Source organism: Williamsia sp. Leaf354 (genome assembly GCF_001424365.1).
In the GTDB taxonomy this organism is placed as follows: Bacteria; Actinomycetota; Actinomycetes; order Mycobacteriales; family Mycobacteriaceae; genus Williamsia_A.
In genome coordinates this window covers 1,094,796-1,117,116 of record NZ_LMPL01000001.1, presented here as the reverse complement: position 1 = coordinate 1,117,116, position 22,321 = coordinate 1,094,796, and the positions used below count along the sequence as shown (strand labels likewise).

Genomic DNA, 22,321 nt, shown 5'->3' with positions numbered 1-22,321 from the left:
TGCGAAGTCCGTCGGGCGTCCGAGGCAAAAAGTACGCGCGTACTGCGTTTTTGTCGGAGGACCGGACCGCTCGACAGCGCGGGCTGCGGACGCCGCCGTCGGCGGTCGTCGCCGGGACGAGAGGAGGGTGGTGACCATGATCACATCCACATCGGGCGGGGATGCCGACCGGAGAGGTGACACCGACCGCGGCGGCAAGACGTTCGTCGGGTCCCGACTGCGCGCGTTGCGGTCGCAACGCGGGCTGTCGCAGGTGGCGCTCGCCGGCACCCTGTCGATCTCGCCGTCGTATCTGAACCAGATCGAACACGACGTCCGACCGCTGACCGACTCGGTGCTCGCGCGCATCACCGAGGTGTTCGGTGTCGACGCAGAGTTCTTCAGCTCGCAGGACAACGTGCGGCTGATCGCCGAGATGCGTGAGGTGCTCGGCGACCCCGATCTCGATGCCGACACCGACACCGCCGACATCGCCGAGATGGTGCGATCGCATCCCGACCTCGCCCGCGCGATGGTGAACCTGCACCGGCGCTACCGGATCGCCACCGACCAACTCGCCGCCGCCACCGACGACCGCGTTGACGGCAGCATGCGCGGGTCGATCACCGCACCACACGAGGAGGTGCGCGACTACTTCTACCAACGCCACAACTACCTGCACGAACTCGACGTCGCGGCCGAGGAGATGGCGACCAGGATGCGCATGCACTCCGGTGACGTCCGACGCGAGATCCACAACCGGCTCGAGACGGTGCACGGCGTCGAGATCGTCCGGCGGGTCGACATGGGCGACACCCTCATGCACCGCCTCGACCCCCGCACCCGACGGCTCGAGATCTCCCGACACCTCTCCGGCGGTCAGCGCACCTTCAAGCTCGCCGCCGAACTGGCCTACCTCGAATACGGGGATCTGCTCGACAAGCTCGCCGGCGAGGGCAACTTCACCAACGACGAGGCGCGCAGCCTCGCCCGACTGGGGCTGGCCAACTACTTCGCGGCCGCCGCGGTGCTCCCCTACTCCCAGTTCCACGGTGCGGCAGAGGATTTCCGCTACGACATCGAGCGGCTCTCGGCGTTCTACCAGGTCTCCTACGAGACGATCTGTCACCGCCTGTCGACGCTGCAGCGGCCGAACCTGCGCGGCATCCCCTTCTCGTTCGTGCGCGTCGACCGCGCGGGCAACATGTCCAAACGACAGTCGGCGACGGGTTTCCACTTCTCCTCGAGCGGCGGCACGTGCCCGCTGTGGAACGTCTACGAGACCTTCGCCTCGCCGGGCAAGATCCTCACGCAGATCGCCCAGATGCCCGACGGCCGCACCTATCTCTGGGTCGCCCGCACGGTGGAGCGACGCGCCGCTCGGTACGGCCAGCCCGGCAAGACCTTCGCCATCGGACTGGGATGCGAACTGCGCCACGCGGGTCGGCTCGTGTACTCCGACGGACTCGAGATCGGACCGCAGGCCCAGGTGACCCCGATCGGCGCGGGCTGTCGGGTGTGCGAACGGGTCAACTGCGCACAGCGCGCGTTCCCGGCACTCGGCGCGACGCTGCAGATCGACGAGCACCGCAGCACCATCTCGCCCTATCTCATCGACTGACCCTCTAACCTCGGACGCGTGACCCAACCTCGCGTGGCCCCGGGCAATCTCCGTCAACTCGGTCCGTTCAACTGGGTGTTCTGCCGCGCCGCGGCGCGCACCCAGGGGGTGAGCGACATGCACATCTTCTCCACTCTCGGTCGCACCGGTGGACTCTTCCGTGGCTGGCTGCACTACTCGGGTCGCCTCATGCCGTTCGGGCCGCTGTCGCGCAAGGAGACCGAGATGGTCATCATCCGCACCGCCCACCTGCGGCAGTGCGCCTACGAACTCGACCACCATCTGCGCATGGGCAAGCGTGCCGGCATCGACCGCGCGCTGGCCGAACGGATCATGGAGGGGCCCGACGCGGGTTTCGGCGAACGTGAACGGGCGATCCTCACCGCCGTCGACGAACTCGTGGGCGACCGCGACATCTCCGACCGCAACTGGGACGCGCTGCGGGGACATCTCACGCCGAAGCAGCAGATCGGCCTGGTGATGCTGGTCAACCAGTACGACTCGTTGGCCACCACGATCGGGACCCTGCGCATCGAGCGGGACCGATGACCCCTCGGCCGATCGGTTCGGCCGCCGATCGGGTCCGCGCGCTGCTGACGGTGCCCGTCCGCGACGAGTCCTCGGGCTACCTCGACGTGCTGCCCCCACCCGAGACGGCGCAGTCGCTGAGCCTGCGGATGATGCAGAACCCGGTGTTCGCGGAGGTGTACGAACGCGCGTGGCGACCGGTGTTCACGCGCCTGTTCAGCCTCGGCGGCACCTCCACCGCTGCGTTCGACAAGCAGCTCACCGCGCGGCTGAGCCGTCCCGGTGACCGGAAGATCCTCGACGTCGCCTGCGGCCCGGGCAACTACACGCGACGTTTCGGCACCGGCCTCGACCGCGCCGGCCTCGCCGTCGGGCTCGACTTCTCGGCCCCGATGCTCGGTCGCGCGGTGCTCGACAACACCGGCCCGCAGGTGGCCTACGTACGCGGCGACGCCCACGCACTGCCGTTCTTCGACAACACCTTCGACACCGTTGCCTGCCTCGCCGCGCTGTACCTGATCACCGACCCGATGGCCGTGATCGACGAGCTCGCACGGGTGGTCGCGCCCGGTGGCGAGGTCGTCGTGTTCACGACCGTGCGGACGCGACTGACCTCGGTCCCCGGGACCGGGCTGCTCAACCGCGCGACCGGTTTCCGCATCTTCGACCGCGACGAGATCACCGACCGCCTCGCCGCGGCCGGCCTCACCGACATCGAGCAGACGATCACCGGTCAGGGCCAGTTCGTGACCGCTCGCAAGCCATCTGACATGTAAACGTGTCAACAATCGATGTGACGATTCGGCCGTGAGGTCGCCTGCGCTGCGTTAACGTTTCCCCGTGCCGGGGAGGGCACACGGCGGGAGGGGCATCACATGTACGCACACACACCCACGACGACCGCGTTCGCGCGGCCCGACGCACGTCCGCTGGCCGCGATCGGCTTCGCGGTGCGAGAACTGTTGCGCGGACGCAACGGCGCCACCGGGATCGACGCGGACATCAAACATCTCGGCGTGCGGATCTCCTGCGCCGCGATGACGCTGGTCGGGTCACGACGCACACCTGCGCCCGCGCACACCCCGGGGCACCTCGAGTCCGCGATCGCGGCCGCGGCGATGGCCGCGGTCGCCGACGCCGAGGAGTTCGAGCCGGCGGTCGACGACGACGACATCGCGCAGACGATCACCTCCGCGGTCGCCATGTGGACGCGTGACGGCATCGACCTGGCGGCGATCCTCTCGGTCGTGGGCAGCGCCTTCGACACCGTCGTGCGCGCCGTGACCCAGCCCGAGGGCATCGCCTCACCGAACGGGGTGACCGAGCACGGCGTCGATCGCGAGCAGACGCTGCGCGCCCTGTCGCTGCTCATCGACATCCGTGGACGCGTGATCTCCATCGTGACCAGGGCGTTCGTCGCCGAGGCCGACCACGAGCTCACGCCACCCACCGACTCGCCGCGCGAATCGTTCGTCACCGAGGTGCTGGCCGGGCGGATGCACGTCCACCAGTCCGCGGAGTTCGGTGTCGCGGCCGCCGAGCGCTATCAGGTGCTGGCCCTCGTCGCCGACGCCGACGCGGCGACGTGGCGTCGGCTGCGCACGGTGGCCTCCGACGTCCTCGGTGACCGGGCACTGTGCCTGCTCGGGGCGCGGGGCGGCACGGTGATCGTCCCGCTCTACCGACCCGACGAGGCCGTCGGTGCCGACACGGTCGAGGAGCTGCGCGCGGCGATGGGTGCCGATGTGACGTGCACGTCGGTCATCGGTGGCCCCACCGAGGTCCCTCGCCTCGCGGCCGACGCCGACGAGCTGCTCGAACTGGCCCGCGCGATCGGCAAGCCCCCGGGTCTGTACGGCCTCGCCGATCTCGTCATCGAATATCAGGTCACCCGACCTGGGCCCGCCCGCGACCGGCTCGCGGCGATGATCCGCCCGCTGGAGGACAACGCGCAGCTGCTCGAGACCCTGCGGATCCACATGTCCTGCGGGCTGAACCGACGCGAGACGGCGCGGCGTCTGTCGATCCACCCGAACACGGTCGACAACCGCATGACGAAGGTGTCCGAGGCGATCGGGCTCGATCTCAGCCGCCCGCGTTCCATCGCCCAGACCCAGTCGGCGATCCTGGCGTTCGACGCGGCGGGTGCCACGCGCTGACGCGCACCCGGGTCAGAAGGACCGGTAGTCCCGCACCGACATGCGCGGGCCGCGGCGTTCCGGGCGGGTGCCGTACAGCTCGATGAGGCGCACGACGCGATAGCGCTGTCCGGCATAGGGTTCGAGCAGTTCGAGCATCCCCGCGTCGTCGACCGGCTCACCGATCAGCGTCTGGCCCACGGTCTTGCACACGTGATAGTCGCCCACGGGCACCACGTCGGGATCGCCCACGGCGCGGCACCGCACCTCCGATTCGGTCCACCGACCCACACCGCGGAGCAGGGTCAGCTTGGTGTGGTGACGTTCGACGTCCAGGGCCGTGGCGCCGCGGATGGTGCGCATGCGGACCGGTTCGATGCCGCTGCGATGCCATTCCCAGCTGGGGATGTCGGCCCAATCGTGCTGCGGGGGTGGCACTCTCATGTCCGCCGACGGTCCGTCGACGGGGCCGGGCGCCGGTTCACCGAAGCGCCGCACCAGGTATCGCCAGGCACGCCACGCCTCGCGGCCGAGCACCTTCTGCTCGAGGATCGCCGGCACGAGCGCTTCCCACACGCGGTCGGTGCGTCCCAGCCTGACCCCCGCGTGCTCCGCCTGGCGCTGGAGGCCGGCGACAACCGCGTCGTGGGCGATCAGCGCCGACGGGTCGTCGTCACTACCGAGCAGCGACGGCAGATGCTCGAGCAGCCACTCCGCACCCGGGCCCCAGCCGTGCCCGGTCACCACACCCGACCGCCGGGTGATGGCCATCGTGCCGGGACCGTCGGGCGTGTGGCTGGCCTTCCAGACCGAACCGTCGGGCGCGAAACGGAACGAGGGGTCGCCACTGCCACGACGGTGCAGCGCGAGGGTACGGCGGATGTCGAGTGGCCAGGGTGGTTCCCACTCCCTGGTCAGCTCGCCGTCCACCGGGGGTGATGATCTACAGGTTGATCATGTGCCCGACGGCGCCGTGGAACGTCTCCTGCATGGCCTCCGACAGGGTCGGGTGCGTGTGCACGTTGCGCGCGAGTTCGTGCGCGGTGAGATCCCACTTCTGGGCCAGGGTCAGCTCGGGGAGCATCTCGGAGACGTTGTCGCCCACCAGGTGTCCACCGATGAGCTCGTCGTGCGTGGTGTCGGTGATGAGCTTGACGAAGCCCGCGGGCTCGCCGAGTCCCTGCGCCTTGCCGTTGGCGGTGAACGGGAAGGTGGTGACCTTCACGTCGTAGCCCTCGTCCTTGGCCTGCTCCTCGGTGAGACCGAATGAGGCGACCTGCGGCTGACAGAACGTCGCACGCGGCATCATCCGGTAATCACCCAGCGGCATCGTCTCGGCACCGGAGATGGTCTCGGCGGCGACCACGCCCTGCGCCTCGGCGACATGCGCGAGCATCAGCTTGGCGGTGACGTCACCGATCGCGTAGATGCCGTCGACGTTGGTGCGCATGTACTCGTCGATCGCGATGGCCCCGCGCTCGGTCAGCTCGACACCGGTCTTGTCGAGGCCGAAGCCCTCGACCCGAGGGGCGAACCCGACCGACATCATCACCTTGTCGACGGTGAGGTCGCTGTCGTTGCCCTTGGGGTCGGTGTAGCTGACGACGACCTTCGAGCCCTGGTCGTCGACGGTCTTGACCTTGGTCGAGGTCAGGATCTTCACGCCGAGCTTCTTGTACTGCTTGGCCAGCTCCTTCGAGGAGTCCTTGTCCTCGTTGGGCAGCACGCGGTCGAGGAACTCGATGATGGTGACGTCGACGCCGTAGTTGGCGAGCACGTACCCGAACTCCATGCCGATGGCACCGGCACCGACGATCGCGATCGACTCCGGCAGCTCGCGGGTGAGGATCTGCGACTCGTAGGTCACGACGTTGTCGGACAGCTCCACACCGGGCAGCAGCTTCACGTACGAACCGGTGTCGATGATGACGTTGTCGAACGTCACCTCGCGATCGTCTGTGTCTTGGGCCGGATCCGCTCCGCTGCTCGGCCGCACCGTGATCGCCTTCGGGCCGGTGAACACCCCGTAGCCGTCGATCTCGGTGATCTTGTTCTTCTTCATCAGGAAGTGGACGCCCTTGACGATCCCCTCGGAGACCTTGCGGCTGCGGTCGTAGGCCGCGCCGAAATCGAAGGTCACCTCACCGGAGATGCCGAACGTCTTCGCCTGTGAATGGAAGATGTGGGCGAGCTCGGCGTTGCGCAGCAGCGCCTTCGACGGGATGCACCCGACGTTGAGGCACACACCGCCCCAGTACTTCTCTTCGATAACGGCGACTTTCTGCCCGAGCTGGGCGCACCGGATTGCGGAGACGTACCCTCCCGGACCTGCGCCGAGGACAACTGTGTCAAAGTGTTCAGCCACGGCGCCAGCCTACGTTGCCCGCGCCGGCCCACGCAGGCCGACCGACACAAGTTCGCGCACGGCGCAAGGGGCCGGCCGCGGAGCCGACATTCTCCGCGCTTCGGTCGCCGAGGTTGTGGCCCGGTGACGACCGGGAACATACTCCGACGATGTCTGTCGTCCACCGTCCGCTGACCGTCGAATCCGCCCTGACCACAGGTCATCTCGATGTCGTCACGCTCGGTGTCTGCCTTGTCGTGCTTGCCGCGTACTGGTGGGCGTGGCGGCGGTCGACGGTGTCGGCGGGTCGGGGCGCGGTGTTCACCGTGATGGGTGTCGGCGTCTGGGTGATCTCGACGGCGAGCTTCGTCGGGGCGTACGCCGACGTGCTGTTCTGGGTGCGCGCGCTGCAGGTGGTGATCCTGCTGCTGATCGTGCCGTTCGGACTGGCCGCGGGGATGCCGCTCGCGGTCGCGCGCGATGCTCTGGGACCGCGCGGCAGGCGGCGGTTCGACGCGGCGATGGCCTCGAAGGCCGCGCGGGTGCTGACCTATCCGGCGGTCACCTCGGCGGCGGTGCTGATCACGCCGTGGCTGTTCTACCTCACCGACTGGTATTCCGCGGTGCTGCGCGGTACTGCGCTCGACGTCGTCACCCGCCTGCTGTTCGTGGGGATCGGATTCGGCTACTTCTGGTCGCGGCTGCAGGTCGACCCGGTGCCGCGCAGGTTCCCCCAGGCCCTGTCGCTGCTGATCACGCTGGTGGAGACGATCGGTGACGGCCTGCTCGGGGTCGTCATCTGGCAGGGAGGCGACATCGCGCACGGCTGGTACGCCGCCCTCGACCGCACGTGGGGTCCGTCGCTGCGCACCGATCAGATCATCGGAGCGGGCATCCTGTGGGTGCTCGGCGACGTGGTGGGCCTGCCGTTCCTGCTGACCCTGATGAGCCGCTTCCGCACCGAGCAGACCCGCCGAGCCCTCGAGATCGACGCCGAGATCGACGCAGGCATCGACGTCGGGGGCGACGTCGGGTCGGATGACGCCGCTGATCGCGTCGAGGCCGACGCGCCGCCCGCCCTGTGGTGGGAGACCGATGCCACGCTGCGCGATCGGTTCCGCTGATCGGGCGCCTGACACAATCGGGCGGGTGACCGACACGGCGAGCAACCCCGAAGATCCGTACCTCTGGCTCGAGGAGGTCACCGGCGAACAGTCGTTGGCGTGGGTGCGCGAACACAATCAGCCCACGCTCGACGAACTCACCGGTGGCGAGCGCTTCGCCGAGCTCGAGGCCTCGGCGCTGGAGATCCTCGACACCGACGACCGCATCCCCTACGTGCGCAGGCGCGGTGAGCACCTCTACAACTACTGGCGCGACGCCACCAACACCCGTGGGCTGTGGCGCCGCACCACGCTCGAGTCGTACCGCACCGACCGCCCCGACTGGGATGTGCTGATCGATCTCGACGCCGTCGCCGCGGCCGAGGACGAGAACTGGGTGTGGCAGGGCGCGGCCGTCCTGCGACCCGATCACGAGCGCGCGTTGGTGTCGTTGTCGCGCGGCGGCGCCGATGCCGCCGTCGTCCGCGAATTCGACCTCGTGTCACGCACCTGGGTCGATCCCGACGGCCCCGAACGCGGGTTCGTGTTGCCCGAGGAGAAGTCCGACGTCGGGTGGATCGACCGCGACACCGTCTTCGTGGGAACCGATTTCGGCCCCGACGCCGACGGCGTGTCGTCGCTGACCGAGTCGGGGTACCCCCGGATCGCCAAGCGCTGGACCCGCGGGACACCGCTGGCCGAGGCGGAGACCGTGTTCGCCGGGGAACGCTCGGATGTCGCCGTGCAGATCAGCCACGACGCGACACCCGGGTGGGAGCGCGACTTCCTCGTGCGGGCCGTCGACTTCTTCCATCAGGTCACCTACGAGGTGCGCGACGGCGAGCTGATCGAGATCGCCGTGCCCGACGACGCCCACACGGTGATCCGCCACGACTGGCTGTTCGTGCTGACCCGCTCGGACTGGACGACAGGCGAGACCACCCATCCGGCAGGCACTCTCGTGGTGTTCGACTACCCACGGTTCCTCGCGGGCGAGGAGTCGTCGGGGCGGGTGTTGTTCGCCCCCGACGCACACACCAGCCTGCAGGATGTGCGGGCGACCGCATCGCATCTGGTGCTCGTGACGCTGCACGACGTGCAGACCGAGGTCCATCTGCTGACTCTCGGCGACTGGGCGCGAGCCGAGATCGCGGGGTTGCCTGCGCTGGCGACGATCTCGGTCCTCGACACCGATCCCGATGTCGGCGACGAGATCTTCCTGTCGGCGAGCAGCTTCACCACGCCGCCGACCCTGCTGCACGGCACCACCGTCGACGGTGTGGCTCCGCTCAAGCAGAGTCCGGCCCATTTCGACGCCGACGGCATTTCCGCGACACAGCATTTCGCGACCTCCGACGACGGCACGTCGGTGCCGTACTTCGTGGTGAAGCGCGACGACGTCACCGACGGGCCGACGCTGCTCTACGGCTACGGCGGGTTCGAGAACTCGATGACCCCGGGGTATGCGGCGATCTCCGCGCGGAGCTGGATCACGCGGGGCGGGATCTACGTGATCGCGAACATCCGCGGCGGCGGCGAGTACGGCCCGTCGTGGCACACCCAGGCACTCAAAGCGGGCCGCCACCTGGTGTTCGAGGACTTCTCGTCGGTGGCGAAAGACCTCGTCACGAGGGGGCTCACCTCCCCGGATCGCCTGGCCGCCCAGGGCGGGTCGAACGGCGGACTGCTGATGGGGGTGATGGTGACGAGGTACCCGGAGTTGTTCGGCGCCATCGTCTGTCAGGTACCGCTGCTCGACATGAAGCGCTACCACCTGCTGCTCGCGGGCGCGTCGTGGGTGGCCGAGTACGGCAACCCCGACGACCCCGCGGAGTGGGAGTTCCTGTCGCAGTACTCGCCGTACCAGCGGATCGTCGCCGGTGCGCAATATCCCGACCTGCTGATGACGACCTCCACCCGCGACGACCGCGTGCACCCGGGTCACGCCCGCAAGTTCACCGCACGGATGGAGGAACTGGGCCACCGCGTGCGGTACTACGAGAACATCGAGGGCGGCCACGGCGGCGCGGCCGACAACAAGCAGTCGGCCTTCAAGTCGGCGCTAGCGTACGAGTTCCTCTGGCAGACGGTCGGTTCCCGCGGCACGCAAGGCTGACTGTGGGGAAAGTCCAGTCACGCGGTGGGTGCTCAGCGCGCAGAAAGTCCAGTCGCGGGTTGGTGCTGAGCGCGCAGAATGTCCAGTCGCGGGTTGGTGCTGAGCGCGCAGAATGTCCAGTCGAGCGGTCGGGCTGAGCGCGCAGAAAGTCCAGTCGAGCGGTCGGGCTGAGTGTGTGGAAAGTCCAGTCGAGTGTGCTCACCGCGTCGCGCGAGCCGACATTGAGACAGCGCACACTCGACGCCGACTTTCCGCACAGTCAGCGGTGGTAGAACGCAACCACGAATCAGGCAGCAAGGTACAGCGGAGCCCGCGGCCAGGTGAGGTCGAAGCTCCGAGCCGGCGGCGGTCCACTCCGCTCAGGGCACGGTGGATCGACCTCTCGGGAATGTCGTTCGAGCAGTTCGTCGATCCTGTGTAGGTGGTTGGCGCGCAGCTCATCGGGTGGGTCGGTGTTACGTCGCCACCCATAGCGGCCCCTGTCAGGGCCGTCGGTGATCTTCTCGGTGCTCCACTGATGCGGTTCGGATCCGACGGCCCGATTGTGGCGTCCGCACGCCGGTGCCAGGTGCGGAGAGTCGGTGAGACCTCCATCGGCCCAATCAGCTTCGGCGTGATGCATTTCGGTGTGCGCGAACGGTGTCGTGCAGTCGTCTTTGCTACATCCCTTGTACTGCGAGAACGCCATCAACCGCTGCGCCTGCGACGCGAGGCGCCGGCCGCGGCCAAAGAACAAGGGTTCGCCGGTGACGTCGTCGAACACCGCGAGGTGGGACTGGGCGTCCGCAGCTAGCTTGATCACGTCAGACATCGGGAGGTCGCTGCCGGTGGCGGTACGTGCGATGCCGGCATGCTCGCGCAACTGGGCGTCGGTGATGGAGACGATGATCTGGGGCGGCAACCCACGATGCGACCCACCGAGAAGCCCACCGTTCACCGCAGCGTCCAACAGAGCTTTCAACGCGTCGTGGTTCCGCTGACTCTGCGATCGATGGTCCCGGTCAGCGGCCTCCCGCAGGACCTCGGAATCGGCGTCGGCGTGATCGCCTTTAGGTGACTGATCGTCGTCAGGATTGTTCATCCCGGGCGCGGCCCACTTCGCGAGGACGACGTCGAACAGAGCCCGCGTCATCGGATCGAGAGTCGCGGTGAGTTTCGACATCAACTGGCTGTCCTGGCACCCGAGGTTCAGTTTCCGATTCCTGGCGCGGTCGCGATCGTCGGTGAGGGTGCCGTCGGGGTCGAGGTGGGCGAGGATCCGCACGCCGGCGGCGCCGATCTCTTTGGGCGTGAGTGTGGTGGCGAACTCGGCCAGGACTTCCTCTGCCCGCGCTCGCTGTTCCACATCGACGGCCGAGGGGATCTTCTTCAACACGTCGAGTACCGCGTGGACGTGATCGGGCCCGATCGTTCCCGCGGCCAACTCGCGAGCGGTGTTCGGACAGACGGGTGGCAATTGTTCGCCAGTCATCGCGTGCATGGGCTCCAACGCCTGCACCGCCTGCAACCGCTTCTTGGGGTGGGTGATCCGCAGTTTCGTCTGCAGGAACTCGGAGACGGTCACGCATCCCACGGTCCGGTGGGCGTCACGGTCGGAGACCTCGAGAATCCGCTGGTTGCCGATGGATTCCATTCGGCGGATGTTGTGTTCGTGGCGGATCGCCAGCTCGGCGACGGTCTGCTCGTCGCAGGATGAGGAATCGGATACAGCGATTCTGTCCAAGATCTGTTCCAGGGCAGCGTAATCCGCCTCAAGATCGTTCACGGACTGCCCCCTCCCCAGGTGTGACTGTACGTCTATTCTAGCACGCGTGTTCGAGGTGTGGGAGATTGATTATCGTGAATAGTGTTGAACGTGAGTGCATTTCGGGTGGGTGGATGCGTTCTACTACCGCTGACGGTGCGGAAACCGGACGCCGAGTGTGCGTTGTTTCGTTGTCGGCGTGCGTGACGCTGCCAGCACACTCGACGGCCGTTTCCACACAGTCAGCAACCGCGGGCCACGCACTCGACGACCGTTTCCACACAGTCAGCATCGTTGGCCGGCCGTTTCCGCACAGTCAGCACTTTGTCTGACACGGCTCAGCGGCGGGTGCGCTCGAGGGTGAGGGAGACCAGGATGCCGACGGCGATCGCGGCGACGCCGACGCCGCCGACGATCAGGGAGGTGTGGTGCAGGTCGTCGATGGAGGAGTCGATGACGATGCGCGCTATCTGTTTGGCCGAGCTCTGGGCGCCTGCGACCTCGTCGTCGGCGCGACCACGGGCGAACACGCCGAGCACCCAGCTCACCGCACCGGCGATCACCGCACCCACACCGAGCGCGGCGAGGGTGAACCCGCGTCGACGGGCGAGGATCAGCGCGAGCAGGGCGAACACCGTCGCAATTCCCGCGGCGACGAAGGCGATGCGCGTGACCTGATCACCCGCTGTCGCGTACCGACCGGCTTCGAGGCCGCTGCGGCGCGACTCGCTCAGCGGGATCTCGACGGGCTGGGTGACGCGGACACCGCTGATGCCGAAGTCCCGGATCGCGCGGTTCACCATCGCGGTGAGATCGAGGGTGAGGACGCCGTTGCGCTCGGCGTCGGTGGTGGGCTCGGTGAACAGCCAATCATGCTGCTGGCCCAGCACATCGGCGAAGTCGGCGACGAACTGATCACTGCGTGTGTAGGCCCCGGTCGCAGGGCGGACCAGCGTGGCGCTGAGCGTCCCACCGGTCTGGTCGGAGATCTGCGCGGCGATCTCGTCGGCCATCAGATCCTGGATCTGCCGATCGTGGGCCATCGGCGACACGAACGACGTGAACCCCTCCCTGTCGACCACGCGATAGTGCACCCACAACGACGGCAACGCCCCCACCATCGCGATGATCGCGATCAGCGTCGCCAGTCCCGCACCAAAAGTCCGCACGCGCCCCACGCTACCGATCCCGCTCGAGCGGGTGCCGCTACTCCCCCAGCAGGTCGCGCGCGCGTCCCACGATGAGCGGGTCGGGGGTGCCGACGACCTCGGCGTCCTTGCCGGAGTAGTCGAAGAGGTTCAGCACGTGGCGCATGGCGTTCACGCGGGCGCGCTTCTTGTCGTTGCTCTTCACCACGGTCCAGGGCGCGTGATCGGTGTCGGTGTGGGAGAACATCTCCTCCTTGGCCGCGGTGTAGTCGTCCCACTTGTCGAGCGAGGCGAGATCCATCGGCGACAGCTTCCACTGCCGCACCGGGTCGACCTGCCGGATCGCGAACCGGGTGCGCTGCTCGAGCGCGGTCACCGAGAACCAGAACTTCACGAGGTGGACGCCGTCGTCGATGAGCATCTGCTCGAACAGCGGGACCTGTCGGACGAATCGCGCGTGCTGGGCGTCGGTCGCGAAACCCATCACCCGCTCGACACCGGTGCGGTTGTACCAGGAGCGGTCGAACAGCACGATCTCACCGGCGGCGGGCAGGTGCGACACATAGCGCTGGAAGTACCACTGCGTCGACTCACGCTCGGACGGCTTCTCCAACGCGACCACCCGGGCGCCGCGCGGGTTCAGGTGCTCCATGAAGCGCTTGATGGTGCCACCCTTGCCCGCGGCGTCGCGGCCCTCGAACAGGATGACGACCCGGGCGCCGGTGTCCTTCGCCCAGTTCTGCAGCTTGAGCAGCTCGATCTGCAGCAGCCGCTTCTCGAGTTCGTAGTCGCCGCGCGACATCCGCTCGTCGTAGGGATACCCCTCCCGCCAGGTGTCGACGACCGAGTGGTCGCTACGCAGGATCAGGCGGGGATCGTCGTCGTCGGAATCGTCGACGGTGAAACCCGACGTGTCCGCGAGGTCGACCACATGGGCCAGCTCCTCACGTCCGATGGACGTGCTCAGATCGACGACGGTGCGCAGTTCGGTCACCCGCCGAGATTAGAACGGCGGTCGGACCGCAACGTGACGTGAAGGTGAACGGCGGGCGTCGCCGCGAGGCTCCGTCAGCGCACGTTGGTGAAGTACGTGCGACCCGTCCCGAAGCAGAAGGTGCCGGTGGTGCTGTCGTAGGCCGCGGCCGCGCCGCCGCTGCAGCGGACGCCACCCTCGCCGGAGTACGCCGCTCCGCCGATGCCGGCCACGGAGACCGACGTGCCGCCGGTGCGGGCCTGGGCGACCGAGAGTCCGCCGGGCCCGACGCTGAACGAGTAGCTCGTGCCGCCGCTGCGCGCACCGGCCAGAGCGGTCGAACCGGGCGCCGTGTTGAGCGCGTTCGCGCGGCCGTTGGTGAGCGACGAGGCCACCGCGGTGCCCGCACCGGAGCGGTCCTCGGCGTGCGCCGTCGCCACGCCCTGGGCGCGAGCACCACAACTACCGGCGCCGACAACACGATTCACCTGACCGTTGTTGGCCGCGTCGCACACCAGCGGTGCCGCGGAGGCGCCCCCGGTACCGACGAGCGACATAGCGCCCACGGCGCACGCGCCGACGAATCCTGCTGCAACCGTGCGCACTGCCATGCGTGAACCAACCCGAAACATGCTGAACCTCAACTGATCTTTTCGAAACTCGCGATCCCGGCGGCCACCGACTCGCACGCGCCAACCGTACTCGCCGACACGCCGTCACCACCGGCAGCGCCGTGCATCGATCAGGTCACGAACTCCGAGCGAGGCCGCCCGTCAGGAACTGCGACGCTTCGCCCGTCAGGAACTGCGACGCTTCGCCTCGGCGGTGAGGCCCTTCTTCGCCGTCTCGACGGCCTTCTTCTGCGCCTGCTTCACGATGAGGCCGGGCATCTTGATCTTGAGATCCGCCTCGAGTTCGAACGCCACGTGCGACCCACCGTCTTTCTCGGTGACCGTGTAGGTGCCCTTCTGCGAGGACAATTGGTCGCTCTCGACCAGTTCCCATGTGCAGCTGTTCTCGGTCCAGGTGTAGTCGAGGACCTCGTTGTCGGTGATGCCGGCCATCGTGACCGCGACCTTGACCCGCTTGGGGCTGCCGTCGGAGTGCTCCTCGAGGATCTCGGCGCTCTTGTGCGGGCCCGACCACTCGGGCAGCGCCTCCACATCGAGCAGGATCTCCATGATCACCGACGGCGCGACGTCGACATCGAATTCGGTGTTACCGCTGACTGCCATGGCAGCGAAGGTACCCGACCGGACCACGACCGCGTGGCCGATCACCGGCGTCGGCCGTCGCCTATTCCGTGTCCTCGAGACGCAGCGGCCAGGCCTCGTCGGGAATGTCGTGAATCGTGCACGGACGATCACTCGCGGTGAACCATCCACGGAAGTGCATGATCTCGCCGAGGGTCACGTTGCGGACCGTCGCGTCGAGGCGGAACCGCTGCTCGTCGTCGTCCCACTCCTCGACGTAGCGCATCGACGTCGCGAACAATCCGCGCATCCCCATCCGCAGTCCGCGGCTGAGCATCCGCATCGGCTCGCTCTCCAGGATCAGGGACCCACCCGGACCGACGCGGGGGTTCAGCGGGATCAACAGATCGGGACCGTCGCCGAAGTAGTCGACCAGCCCCGAGGACCCGTTCACCAGAAGCGAGTGCAACCGCTGCTCACCGTTGGAGTACGCGAACCGACGGATGACGGCGAGCGATTCGCGACCGCGCTCGTCGACGTAGCAGTAGTTGTCCATGAAGAACGGCACGAGGCGGCTCGTGGTCGTCGGCATCACGTTGCGTTTACGGAAAAAGCGCAGCACCGGGGGCGTGAGCTTGGACGTGCAGAACACCGATTCGACGATCCCGCTCGTCACCTGCGCGACGCCCGACGTCGAATCGACGCCGTACCGCCACTGGATGTTCGGGTGCAGCTTGGTGAACTCCGAGCCCAGTGCGGCGCGATACACCGGCGTCATCCGCGCACCGCCGCACCCAACCCAGACATGACTGGTGAATCTACTCCCGCGACACCCCAGCCGTCACAAGAACACCATCGTGCTGGTCGCGACGACCACCAGCACCGACGGCGCGGGTCACGCGGCGCTCCCGCCGTCGCGGCGACCGGCCGCGAGGTACGTTCGCACCCGAGGTCCACACGTCTTCTGATCCGGGGGTACCCGCCCATGTCGTCGCCCAGCGCTGCGCTGTCCGCCCTGACCCTCGACCCCCTTCCGTCGGAGGGATACGTGTTCACCACGCAGTGGCCGGTGCGCACCAGCGACATGAACGAGAACGAGATCCTGGGCTACGACTCGGCCGCCCGCTACCTGCAGGAGGCAGGCGCATTACATCTCGCCGACGGCAACGCCCTCGGCGACCACGAGTTCTGGATCGCGCGACGCACCGTGATCGACATGATCGAACCGATCAGCTGGCCCAACACGGTGACCGTGTCGCGCTGGTGTTCGGGGTTGTCGTCACGGTGGTGCGACATGCGGGTGCAGATCGTCGGCGACCACGGCGGACGGGTCGAGACCGTCGGGTTCTGGCTGAACATCAACATCGAGACCGAGGGCATCGGCCGCATGAGCGACTACGTGATCTCACGCCTGTCGACGACCACCGACAACACCCGCCTACGCTGGAAACCCATGCTGACCGATCCACTCCCCACCGAGTCGACACGCACCTTCCAGATCCGCCGCAGCGACACCGACCGATTCGGGCACGTCACGAACGCGATCTACTGGCAGGCCGTGGCCGAGGTCGCCCCCGAGGTCGCCGAACTCGTCACCGCGCCCCATCGCCTCGTGGTCGAGTTCAACAAGCCGATCATGTACGGCCAGGAGGTCCACCTGACCACCGCGCCCATCGACGACGGACTGCTCGTGTGGTTGTCGGTCGACGGTGAATCCCGTTCGCACGCGTCGATCACCGCGTTGGCCGCCTGATGTCGACGACCGAGCCGCTCGCGGCGACCCCACTGACCGATCGCCCCACCGAGGGATACGTCTTCGACACCGGGTGGCCGCTGTCGAGCGCCGACATCGACCAGTTCGAGGGACTCAGCGTCGACGGCATCGCCCGGTACCTGCAGGAGGCCGGGGCGCAGCACCTCGTCGACGCAGGCGCGTTCGAGACCCACAAGTTCTGGATCGTGCGCCGGACCGTCATCGATGTGATCCGCCCGATCACCTGGCCCGACGAGGTGCACCTGTCGCGATGGTGCTCGGGCATCTCGCCGCGCTGGTGCAACATGCGCGTGCGCGTCACCAGCGAGAACGGCGGCCTCATCGAGACCGAGGGTTTCTGGATCAACATGAACATGGAGACCCAGTCGCCGGGGCGACTCGAGGACACGTTCTTCGACATGCTGGCCACCACCACCGACAACCATCGTCTGCGCTGGAAGGCGTGGCTGAACACCCCGCTGGAGAACGAGTCCGATCGGCGGTTCGTGCTGCGCCACGCCGACACCGACCGGCTCGACCACGTGAACAACTCGGTGTACCTCCAGGCGCTGCGCGAGGTGTTCCCCGACCACCCTGACCTGTTGAGCAACCCCTACCGACTGGTGATCGAGTACAACAAGCCGATCACCTTCGGTGAGGACGTGCGCATCACGACCGCACCCACCGACGGCGGCATCCTCATCTGGCTCTCGGTCGACGGCGACTCCCGCGCCCACGCGTCGATCACCGCACTGCCGCACTGAACTCGCGTCAGAACTGATCGTTGCGGTCACGCGCGAGGACGAAGCCGAACCGACCCGAGTCGGGTGTGCAGGTGATCCCCGCGGTGGTCGATCGACAGATCACGCCCGCTGTCGCGATGAACTCGCCGTACTCGAGGACCTTGCCACCCAGCGTCCCGGCGCCGACGTTCTGACTGTTGCCCACGTAGGCGGGCTGATTCATGCAGTGACCCCCCGCGTGGTCGGCGAAGAGGGTCACCCCGTACGTGCTGTTGCCGCGGTTCTTGCAGACCGTCCCGGTGTTGCTCGCCACCGAACTGATCGCCTGGCAGCCCGGCTTGATCGAGGGGTAGGCGAATCCGATGCCGCACTTCACGTTCCCGCTCGGCGACTGGAAGTAGTACGCCATGCCGTTGGCGCCGTCGGTGTAGAACGACCTCGGATCGACGCCGACCAGCTCACCACCGACCGGGGCCCGACCGGCGGTGGTCGCCGCAGGTGCGGCCGGCGCGGGAGCGGGATCCGACACCTGATCGTCGGCGACCTGGGTCGGATCCGACTGGGCAGCGGGGGCGTCCGAGGTGCTCGGACCTCCGGCCGAGACGGTCATCGTCGCGGTCCGGGTCGGGGTCACCTGACCGTTGTCGCCGCCGCAGCCCGCGAGGGCCACAGCCGCCACGGCGAGAAGTGCCGCCACCAGCCCCGATCGCCTTCTTCCGTCCGTTCGCGCCATTGTTCGTCCTCACTGTCGACGTCGTCGGTACCATTCGGTACCACGTTCGGATCATCGCTGCGGCCGACCGAATCGTTTCCTTTCGTTACGTAACCGACATCTCGTGGCACCAACAGTATGCGCGTACTGTTTTCCTCACAGTACAAGCGTACTGTTTGACGGGAGGCTGACATGTGGAACCCGAAGCACTACCTCGCATTCGCTGATCACCGGGGACGCCCCTACGGAGAACTCCTGGCGCGCATCGACTCCGAGCGACCCCGTCGCGTCGTCGACCTCGGCTGTGGCCCCGGCAATCTCACCGCGGGACTCGCCGCCCGGTGGCCGGACGCCGCCATCGAGGCGACCGACAACTCACCGCAGATGGTGGCCGCCGCGCGCGAGCGCGGCATCGACGCACAGCTGCAGGACGTGCGTGACTGGCGGCCCGCACCCGACACCGACGTCGTCATCTCCAACGCGACCCTGCAGTGGGTGCCCGAACACCGCGAACTGCTCCACAGCTGGGCCCGAGAGCTGCACCCCGGCGCACACCTGGCCTTTCAGGTCCCGGGCAACTTCGAGTTCCCGTCGCATCGGATCATCCGGTCCGTCGCGACCTCACCGCGCTGGCGGGATGCGCTGTCGCAGATCGACTTCCGCGGTGGCGACACCGTCGACGGTCCGACCGGCTACGCGGCATTGCTCACCGACGCGGGCTGCGTCGTCGACGCCTGGGAGACCACCTACGTGCAACAGCTCACCGGTGACGACCCGGTGCTCGACTGGGTCACCGGCACCGCACTGACGCCGGTCCGATCAGCCCTCGACGACGACGCCTGGGAGGCGTTCCGCTCCGACCTGGCCCCCCAGCTGTCGACGGCGTATCCCCGCCGCGCCGACGGCAGCACGTTCTTCCCGTTCCGGCGGATCTTCGTGGTGGCACGCACCGGCTCGGATGACGGTGAGGTCAGACGACCGTGATGCCCGCGTCGGCCATCTCGGCGACGGCATCGGCCGAGGTGCCCGGCGCGACACCCGCGATCAGATCGGTGAGCAGTCGGACGCCGAACCCGGCGGCGAGCGCATCCAGCGCGGAGGCCCGCACGCAGTAGTCGGTGGCGATACCGACCACGTCGACGTCGGTCACACCGAGCGCCCGCAGCGCGTTGACCAGCGCCGAACCGTCGTCCGTGGACCCCTCGAACATCGAGTACGCGGGCACACCCTGGCCCTTGCGCACGTGGAGGTCGACCGCATCGGCGACCAGATCCGGGTGGTACTCGGCGCCGGGGGTACCCGCCACGCAGTGCACCGGCCAGGTGACCTCGAAATCGGGTTCCGACGTGGTCGCGAAGTGGCCGCCGTTGTCGTTGTCGGCGTCGTGCCAGTCGCGCGAGGCGACGACGACGTCGTACTCGGCGTCGACGAGATACTCGGTGACTCCCCGCGCGACCGCGGCACCACCGACCACCCCGAGGGCGCCACCCTCGGTGAAATCGTTCTGGACGTCGACGATCAGCAACGCGGTGACCATCCCCCGATCCTACGGATGGTGGTGTCGCCGGGCCGCCCTCCGAGCGCTACGGGCGACGGTGTCGCCGGGCCGCCCTCCGCGCGCTACGGCCGGACGTGCACCACCTGCGGGTCGTGGTCGGAGGTCTGGCCTGCGAACTCGGCGTTGAGGTGGATGACCTCGTACCGCGCCCGGGCGCGCAGGTCGGCGCTGACGATGATGTGGTCGAGTACCTGCGACACCCCGGAGTAGACGTAGGTGTACTGCTGCGCGCGCGGCAGGGTGGCGATCAGGTCGACGAGACCCGTGCCGCCCCCGGTGAGGGTGCGGACGGCGGGACTGAACTGGTAGTCGTTCAGGTCCCCGGCGATCACGATCGAGGCGCGCCGATCGATCGCCTGCAGGCTGCGGATCCACGCGTTCTCGACCCGTGCCTGGGCGAGTCGCTGGGTCTCGGAACTGCGTGCGGGCGGCTGGAAACGGCCGTCGGCCGACTGGTCACCGCCCTTGGAGGCGAAATGGTTTCCCACCACGAACACCGTGCGACCCCGGAACACGAACTGACCGACAAGGGGTTTGCGGCTGTTCGTCCACGCCGGATCGGTCGGCGCTATCCGACCCGGTGACACCGAGAGCTCGGCACCACCGCTCGCACTGCGCTGCGGGGTCGTCGCGGTGGTGGCGGTCGCCCTACCGCGGTCGACGAACGAGACGCGAGACGGGTTGAACAGGAACACCGTTCGGATGTTGCCGCCCGGCTGACCGCCGTCGGCGTCGTTGGTCGGGTCGACGTCGCGGTGGTCGTACCGCGGACCGCCTGCGGCGGCGATCGCGTCGACGAGGGTCGAGATCGTGGTGTTCGCGGCGGTGATGCCGTCGTCGGTGGCGCCCGAGTTGTCCTGCACCTCTTCGACGGCCACCACGTCGGGGCTCGCGAGGTTGGTGACGATGCCGCGGGCGAGCGCCGAGAACTTGCTCTGCGGGTCGCGCGGGGCGAGGTTCTCGACGTTGTAGGTCGCCACCGACAAGTCGGCGGCGTCGGGCTTCGACGCCACCGTCGGGGTGAGCCCGCCAGCGACGACCGCCGGCAGGGTCGGCGCGTCGATCACGAATCCGCCGAAGCTCGACCAGTCCACCTGGCCGACGACGGGACCCGCGAACCGGTCACCCACGTTCATCCGGGGCTTCGCACCGTCGAGGGCGGAGACCTTCACCCGGCCGGTCGGCAGGTCGTAGCTCGACAGCAGCGCGCCACCGTGGATCGTCCGGTCCGCGTTCGGCTTCGAGGTGATGTAGACGTCGCCGTAGGTGTTGCTCGGGGCGATGATCCACGGCGCCGGCACCGACACGCGCTCACCCTCGTGCGATTCCCAGAACTCCTGGGCCGATCGTGCCGGCACCGCGCGACGGATCTGCTCGATGTCGCCCGACACCGGAGGTGCGAAGCGGGAGGGGACCGCGGTCGGCGAGATGACCACCGGGGCGGGGAGCGCGTTGCCCGACGACACCACCGTCACCGTCGGCGAGGTCAGCTCGGTGACGCTGAGGTCGGCGACGTTCGCCGCCGCGCGGTACTCGGTCACGGTGGCCGCGACCGTGACCGCGTCGCCCGGCTTCACCGTCGGCGCGGCCGAGCCGGTGAACACGAAGATGCCGTCGGAAGTCGACCGATCCCGAGCACGATCATCACGGTCGGATGTGGCCGACTGCATCCAGAAGCCGCGGGGAGACCCGGTCCGGATCGCCGTCACCACGCCAGGCACCCCGGATACCTTCTGCCCGACCAGCGGCGACGTGAACCCCGGCCCCTGGATCGCAGCGATGGTCGTCCCGGTCGACGTCGGGGTGGGTGATGTCGGCGTGGGCGTGGCCGCGGCGACCGCTGCGGGCGCGAGGGCGGTCACGAGCGCCAGGGCGAGGGGCGGGGTGAGGCGGGTCAGACGCATGGTCACGAACTTTAGCCTCGCCAACTACATCGAGATGAACACGCGGAGAACGCACCACCTCGCCCGCGGGCGGCGTCAGGCGGGCGTGGGCGAATCCCGCCGGTCGGCGACGACCTGCTCGAGCGCAGAGGTGAACGCCGCGGCGGGCTGGGCGCCGGATATGCCGTAGCGGCCGTCGAGGACGAAGAAAGGGACGCCGGAGATGCCATGGGCGCGGGCCTGGGCGATGTCGGCGTCGACCTCGGCCACGAACTCGTCACCGGCCAGCGCCTCGAGCACCGACGCGCGGTCCAGACCGACCTCGGCGGCGAGATCGGCGAGCTCCTCCGGGCGGCCCAGGTGGCGCCCCTCGGTGAAGTACGCCGCGAACAACCGCTCGGCCAACTCGCGCTGACACCCCACGGTCCGTGCGAGATGCAGTGCGCGGTGGGCGAGTCGGGTGTTGGTGTGGTGCAGCGCGTCGAAGTCGTACGCCAGTCCCTCGACCGCCGCGAGTTGCGTCATCTCGTCGAGCATCTGCTCGACCTGTGCCGGCGACATCCCCTTGTGCCCCACCAGGAAATCGACCTCGGAGCCGTCGAAGTCGGTCGGGGTGTCGGGCGCCAGTTCGTAACTGCGATATGTCACCGTCACGTCGTCGCGGCCGTCGAACGCGGCCAGCCCCTGCTCGAACCGGCGTTTGCCGATGTAACACCAGGGGCAGGCGATGTCCGACCAGATCTCGACGGTGATGGGTGTGCTCATACCGGACTCAACCACGACGC

At 68.1% G+C, this 22,321-nt stretch carries 21 protein-coding genes; 9 read left to right on the top strand and 12 right to left on the bottom strand.

The features are described from left to right. The first annotated feature begins 136 nt into the window (after positions 1–136). The 4 genes from ramB to ASG12_RS05360 all read left to right on the top strand — a co-directional run bounded on the left by ramB (position 137) and on the right by ASG12_RS05360 (position 4,287). Positions 137–1,600, top strand: a complete 1,464-nt coding sequence (gene ramB, locus ASG12_RS05375; RefSeq protein WP_055787733.1) for an acetate metabolism transcriptional regulator RamB — start codon at positions 137–139, stop codon at positions 1,598–1,600. A gap of 18 nt (positions 1,601–1,618) precedes the next feature. Next, a complete protein-coding gene (locus ASG12_RS05370; RefSeq protein WP_055786069.1) occupies positions 1,619–2,149 on the top strand; it encodes a carboxymuconolactone decarboxylase family protein in 531 nt (176 codons plus the stop codon). After that, positions 2,146–2,904, top strand: coding sequence for a class I SAM-dependent methyltransferase (locus tag ASG12_RS05365; RefSeq protein ID WP_082501656.1), 759 nt, complete (start codon positions 2,146–2,148; stop codon positions 2,902–2,904). The genes ASG12_RS05370 and ASG12_RS05365 overlap by 4 nt, the downstream gene beginning before the upstream one ends. A 99-nt stretch (positions 2,905–3,003) precedes the next feature. Next, positions 3,004–4,287: a PucR family transcriptional regulator gene (locus ASG12_RS05360; RefSeq protein WP_055786067.1), complete on the top strand. Its 1,284-nt coding sequence runs from the start codon at positions 3,004–3,006 to the stop codon at positions 4,285–4,287. A gap of 12 nt (positions 4,288–4,299) precedes the next feature. On the opposite strand, the gene ASG12_RS05355 is transcribed toward ASG12_RS05360, so the two are convergent. Together ASG12_RS05355 and lpdA are read right to left on the bottom strand one after the other, a co-directional pair. Continuing rightward, complete coding sequence (locus ASG12_RS05355) at positions 4,300–5,196, bottom strand: DNA-3-methyladenine glycosylase family protein (protein ID WP_055786065.1); 897 nt, start codon at positions 5,194–5,196, stop codon at positions 4,300–4,302. 13 nt (positions 5,197–5,209) lie between these two features. After that, a complete protein-coding gene (lpdA, locus tag ASG12_RS05350; RefSeq protein ID WP_055786063.1) occupies positions 5,210–6,631 on the bottom strand; it encodes a dihydrolipoyl dehydrogenase in 1,422 nt (473 codons plus the stop codon). A 149-nt stretch (positions 6,632–6,780) separates the two neighbouring features. On the opposite strand from lpdA, the gene ASG12_RS05345 reads away from it, so the two are divergent. Then, positions 6,781–7,734: a cytochrome c oxidase assembly protein gene (locus ASG12_RS05345; protein ID WP_055786061.1), complete on the top strand. Its 954-nt coding sequence runs from the start codon at positions 6,781–6,783 to the stop codon at positions 7,732–7,734. Beyond that, positions 7,706–9,829 carry a prolyl oligopeptidase family serine peptidase gene (locus ASG12_RS05340; RefSeq protein WP_082501655.1) on the top strand — a complete coding sequence of 708 codons (2,124 nt, stop codon included), beginning with the start codon at positions 7,706–7,708 and terminating at the stop codon, positions 9,827–9,829. The genes ASG12_RS05345 and ASG12_RS05340 overlap by 29 nt, the downstream gene beginning before the upstream one ends. A 286-nt stretch (positions 9,830–10,115) precedes the next feature. On the opposite strand, the gene ASG12_RS05335 is transcribed toward ASG12_RS05340, so the two are convergent. From ASG12_RS05335 to ASG12_RS05310, 6 genes are all read right to left on the bottom strand, one after another. Further along, positions 10,116–11,630 carry a DUF222 domain-containing protein gene (locus ASG12_RS05335; RefSeq protein WP_443089081.1) on the bottom strand — a complete coding sequence of 505 codons (1,515 nt, stop codon included), beginning with the start codon at positions 11,628–11,630 and terminating at the stop codon, positions 10,116–10,118. Positions 11,631–11,911: 281 nt separating this feature from the next. Continuing rightward, positions 11,912–12,742 carry a hypothetical protein gene (locus tag ASG12_RS05330; RefSeq protein WP_055786052.1) on the bottom strand — a complete coding sequence of 277 codons (831 nt, stop codon included), beginning with the start codon at positions 12,740–12,742 and terminating at the stop codon, positions 11,912–11,914. Between the two features lie 37 nt (positions 12,743–12,779). Further along, entirely contained in the window at positions 12,780–13,706 is a 927-nt protein-coding gene (gene ppk2 / locus ASG12_RS05325; RefSeq protein WP_055787728.1) for a polyphosphate kinase 2, read from the bottom strand. Positions 13,707–13,789: 83 nt separating this feature from the next. Continuing rightward, the gene (locus ASG12_RS05320) at positions 13,790–14,305 is read right to left on the bottom strand and encodes a DUF6764 family protein (RefSeq protein ID WP_055786049.1); all 516 of its coding nucleotides are present in this window, start codon (positions 14,303–14,305) and stop codon (positions 13,790–13,792) included. A gap of 186 nt (positions 14,306–14,491) precedes the next feature. Beyond that, positions 14,492–14,929 carry an SRPBCC family protein gene (locus tag ASG12_RS05315; protein WP_045821824.1) on the bottom strand — a complete coding sequence of 146 codons (438 nt, stop codon included), beginning with the start codon at positions 14,927–14,929 and terminating at the stop codon, positions 14,492–14,494. Between the two features lie 61 nt (positions 14,930–14,990). Continuing rightward, positions 14,991–15,665 (bottom strand): DUF4166 domain-containing protein, encoded by a 675-nt coding sequence (locus tag ASG12_RS05310; protein WP_055786047.1) that lies wholly within the window; start codon positions 15,663–15,665, stop codon positions 14,991–14,993. A 207-nt stretch (positions 15,666–15,872) separates the two neighbouring features. On the opposite strand from ASG12_RS05310, the gene ASG12_RS05305 reads away from it, so the two are divergent. Then, entirely contained in the window at positions 15,873–16,640 is a 768-nt protein-coding gene (locus ASG12_RS05305) for an acyl-[acyl-carrier-protein] thioesterase (protein ID WP_055786044.1), read from the top strand. Then, positions 16,640–17,404, top strand: coding sequence for an acyl-[acyl-carrier-protein] thioesterase (locus ASG12_RS05300; RefSeq protein ID WP_055786041.1), 765 nt, complete (start codon positions 16,640–16,642; stop codon positions 17,402–17,404). Before ASG12_RS05305 ends, ASG12_RS05300 begins: the two co-directional genes overlap by 1 nt. A gap of 7 nt (positions 17,405–17,411) precedes the next feature. Here ASG12_RS05300 and ASG12_RS05295 read toward each other — a convergent pair whose 3' ends face one another. Continuing rightward, positions 17,412–18,080 carry a hypothetical protein gene (locus tag ASG12_RS05295; protein ID WP_055786037.1) on the bottom strand — a complete coding sequence of 223 codons (669 nt, stop codon included), beginning with the start codon at positions 18,078–18,080 and terminating at the stop codon, positions 17,412–17,414. Positions 18,081–18,287: 207 nt separating this feature from the next. Here ASG12_RS05295 and ASG12_RS05290 point away from each other — a divergent pair, with 207 nt between their 5' ends. Further along, the gene (locus ASG12_RS05290; RefSeq protein ID WP_055786034.1) at positions 18,288–19,079 is read left to right on the top strand and encodes a trans-aconitate 2-methyltransferase; all 792 of its coding nucleotides are present in this window, start codon (positions 18,288–18,290) and stop codon (positions 19,077–19,079) included. Here ASG12_RS05290 and ASG12_RS05285 read toward each other — a convergent pair. The 3 genes from ASG12_RS05285 to ASG12_RS05275 all read right to left on the bottom strand — a co-directional run bounded on the left by ASG12_RS05285 (position 19,066) and on the right by ASG12_RS05275 (position 22,301). Then, positions 19,066–19,632 carry an isochorismatase family protein gene (locus ASG12_RS05285; protein ID WP_055786030.1) on the bottom strand — a complete coding sequence of 189 codons (567 nt, stop codon included), beginning with the start codon at positions 19,630–19,632 and terminating at the stop codon, positions 19,066–19,068. The two genes, ASG12_RS05290 and ASG12_RS05285, sit on opposite strands and share 14 nt — an antisense overlap. Before the next feature lie 83 nt (positions 19,633–19,715). Then, positions 19,716–21,557, bottom strand: coding sequence for an endonuclease/exonuclease/phosphatase family protein (locus ASG12_RS05280; RefSeq protein ID WP_082501781.1), 1,842 nt, complete (start codon positions 21,555–21,557; stop codon positions 19,716–19,718). Between the two features lie 75 nt (positions 21,558–21,632). Next, complete coding sequence (locus tag ASG12_RS05275; protein ID WP_055786024.1) at positions 21,633–22,301, bottom strand: DsbA family oxidoreductase; 669 nt, start codon at positions 22,299–22,301, stop codon at positions 21,633–21,635. Positions 22,302–22,321 lie beyond the last annotated feature (20 nt).

What these genes read in the sequence shown, in the direction of transcription:
- ramB (WP_055787733.1), top strand. Translation starts at nt 137, where the DNA reads ATGATCACATCCACATCGGGCGGGGATGCCGACCGGAGAGGTGACACC.
- ASG12_RS05365 (WP_082501656.1), top strand. Translation starts at nt 2,146, where the DNA reads ATGACCCCTCGGCCGATCGGTTCGGCCGCCGATCGGGTCCGCGCGCTG.
- ASG12_RS05360 (WP_055786067.1), top strand. Translation starts at nt 3,004, where the DNA reads ATGTACGCACACACACCCACGACGACCGCGTTCGCGCGGCCCGACGCA.
- ASG12_RS05345 (WP_055786061.1), top strand. Translation starts at nt 6,781, where the DNA reads ATGTCTGTCGTCCACCGTCCGCTGACCGTCGAATCCGCCCTGACCACA.
- ASG12_RS05340 (WP_082501655.1), top strand. Translation starts at nt 7,706, where the DNA reads ATGCCACGCTGCGCGATCGGTTCCGCTGATCGGGCGCCTGACACAATC.
- ASG12_RS05320 (WP_055786049.1), bottom strand. Translation starts at nt 14,305, where the DNA reads ATGGCAGTGCGCACGGTTGCAGCAGGATTCGTCGGCGCGTGCGCCGTG.
- ASG12_RS05315 (WP_045821824.1), bottom strand. Translation starts at nt 14,929, where the DNA reads ATGGCAGTCAGCGGTAACACCGAATTCGATGTCGACGTCGCGCCGTCG.
- ASG12_RS05310 (WP_055786047.1), bottom strand. Translation starts at nt 15,665, where the DNA reads ATGACGCCGGTGTATCGCGCCGCACTGGGCTCGGAGTTCACCAAGCTG.
- ASG12_RS05305 (WP_055786044.1), top strand. Translation starts at nt 15,873, where the DNA reads ATGTCGTCGCCCAGCGCTGCGCTGTCCGCCCTGACCCTCGACCCCCTT.
- ASG12_RS05300 (WP_055786041.1), top strand. Translation starts at nt 16,640, where the DNA reads ATGTCGACGACCGAGCCGCTCGCGGCGACCCCACTGACCGATCGCCCC.
- ASG12_RS05290 (WP_055786034.1), top strand. Translation starts at nt 18,288, where the DNA reads ATGTGGAACCCGAAGCACTACCTCGCATTCGCTGATCACCGGGGACGC.
- ASG12_RS05285 (WP_055786030.1), bottom strand. Translation starts at nt 19,632, where the DNA reads ATGGTCACCGCGTTGCTGATCGTCGACGTCCAGAACGATTTCACCGAG.
- ASG12_RS05280 (WP_082501781.1), bottom strand. Translation starts at nt 21,557, where the DNA reads ATGCGTCTGACCCGCCTCACCCCGCCCCTCGCCCTGGCGCTCGTGACC.
- ASG12_RS05275 (WP_055786024.1), bottom strand. Translation starts at nt 22,301, where the DNA reads ATGAGCACACCCATCACCGTCGAGATCTGGTCGGACATCGCCTGCCCC.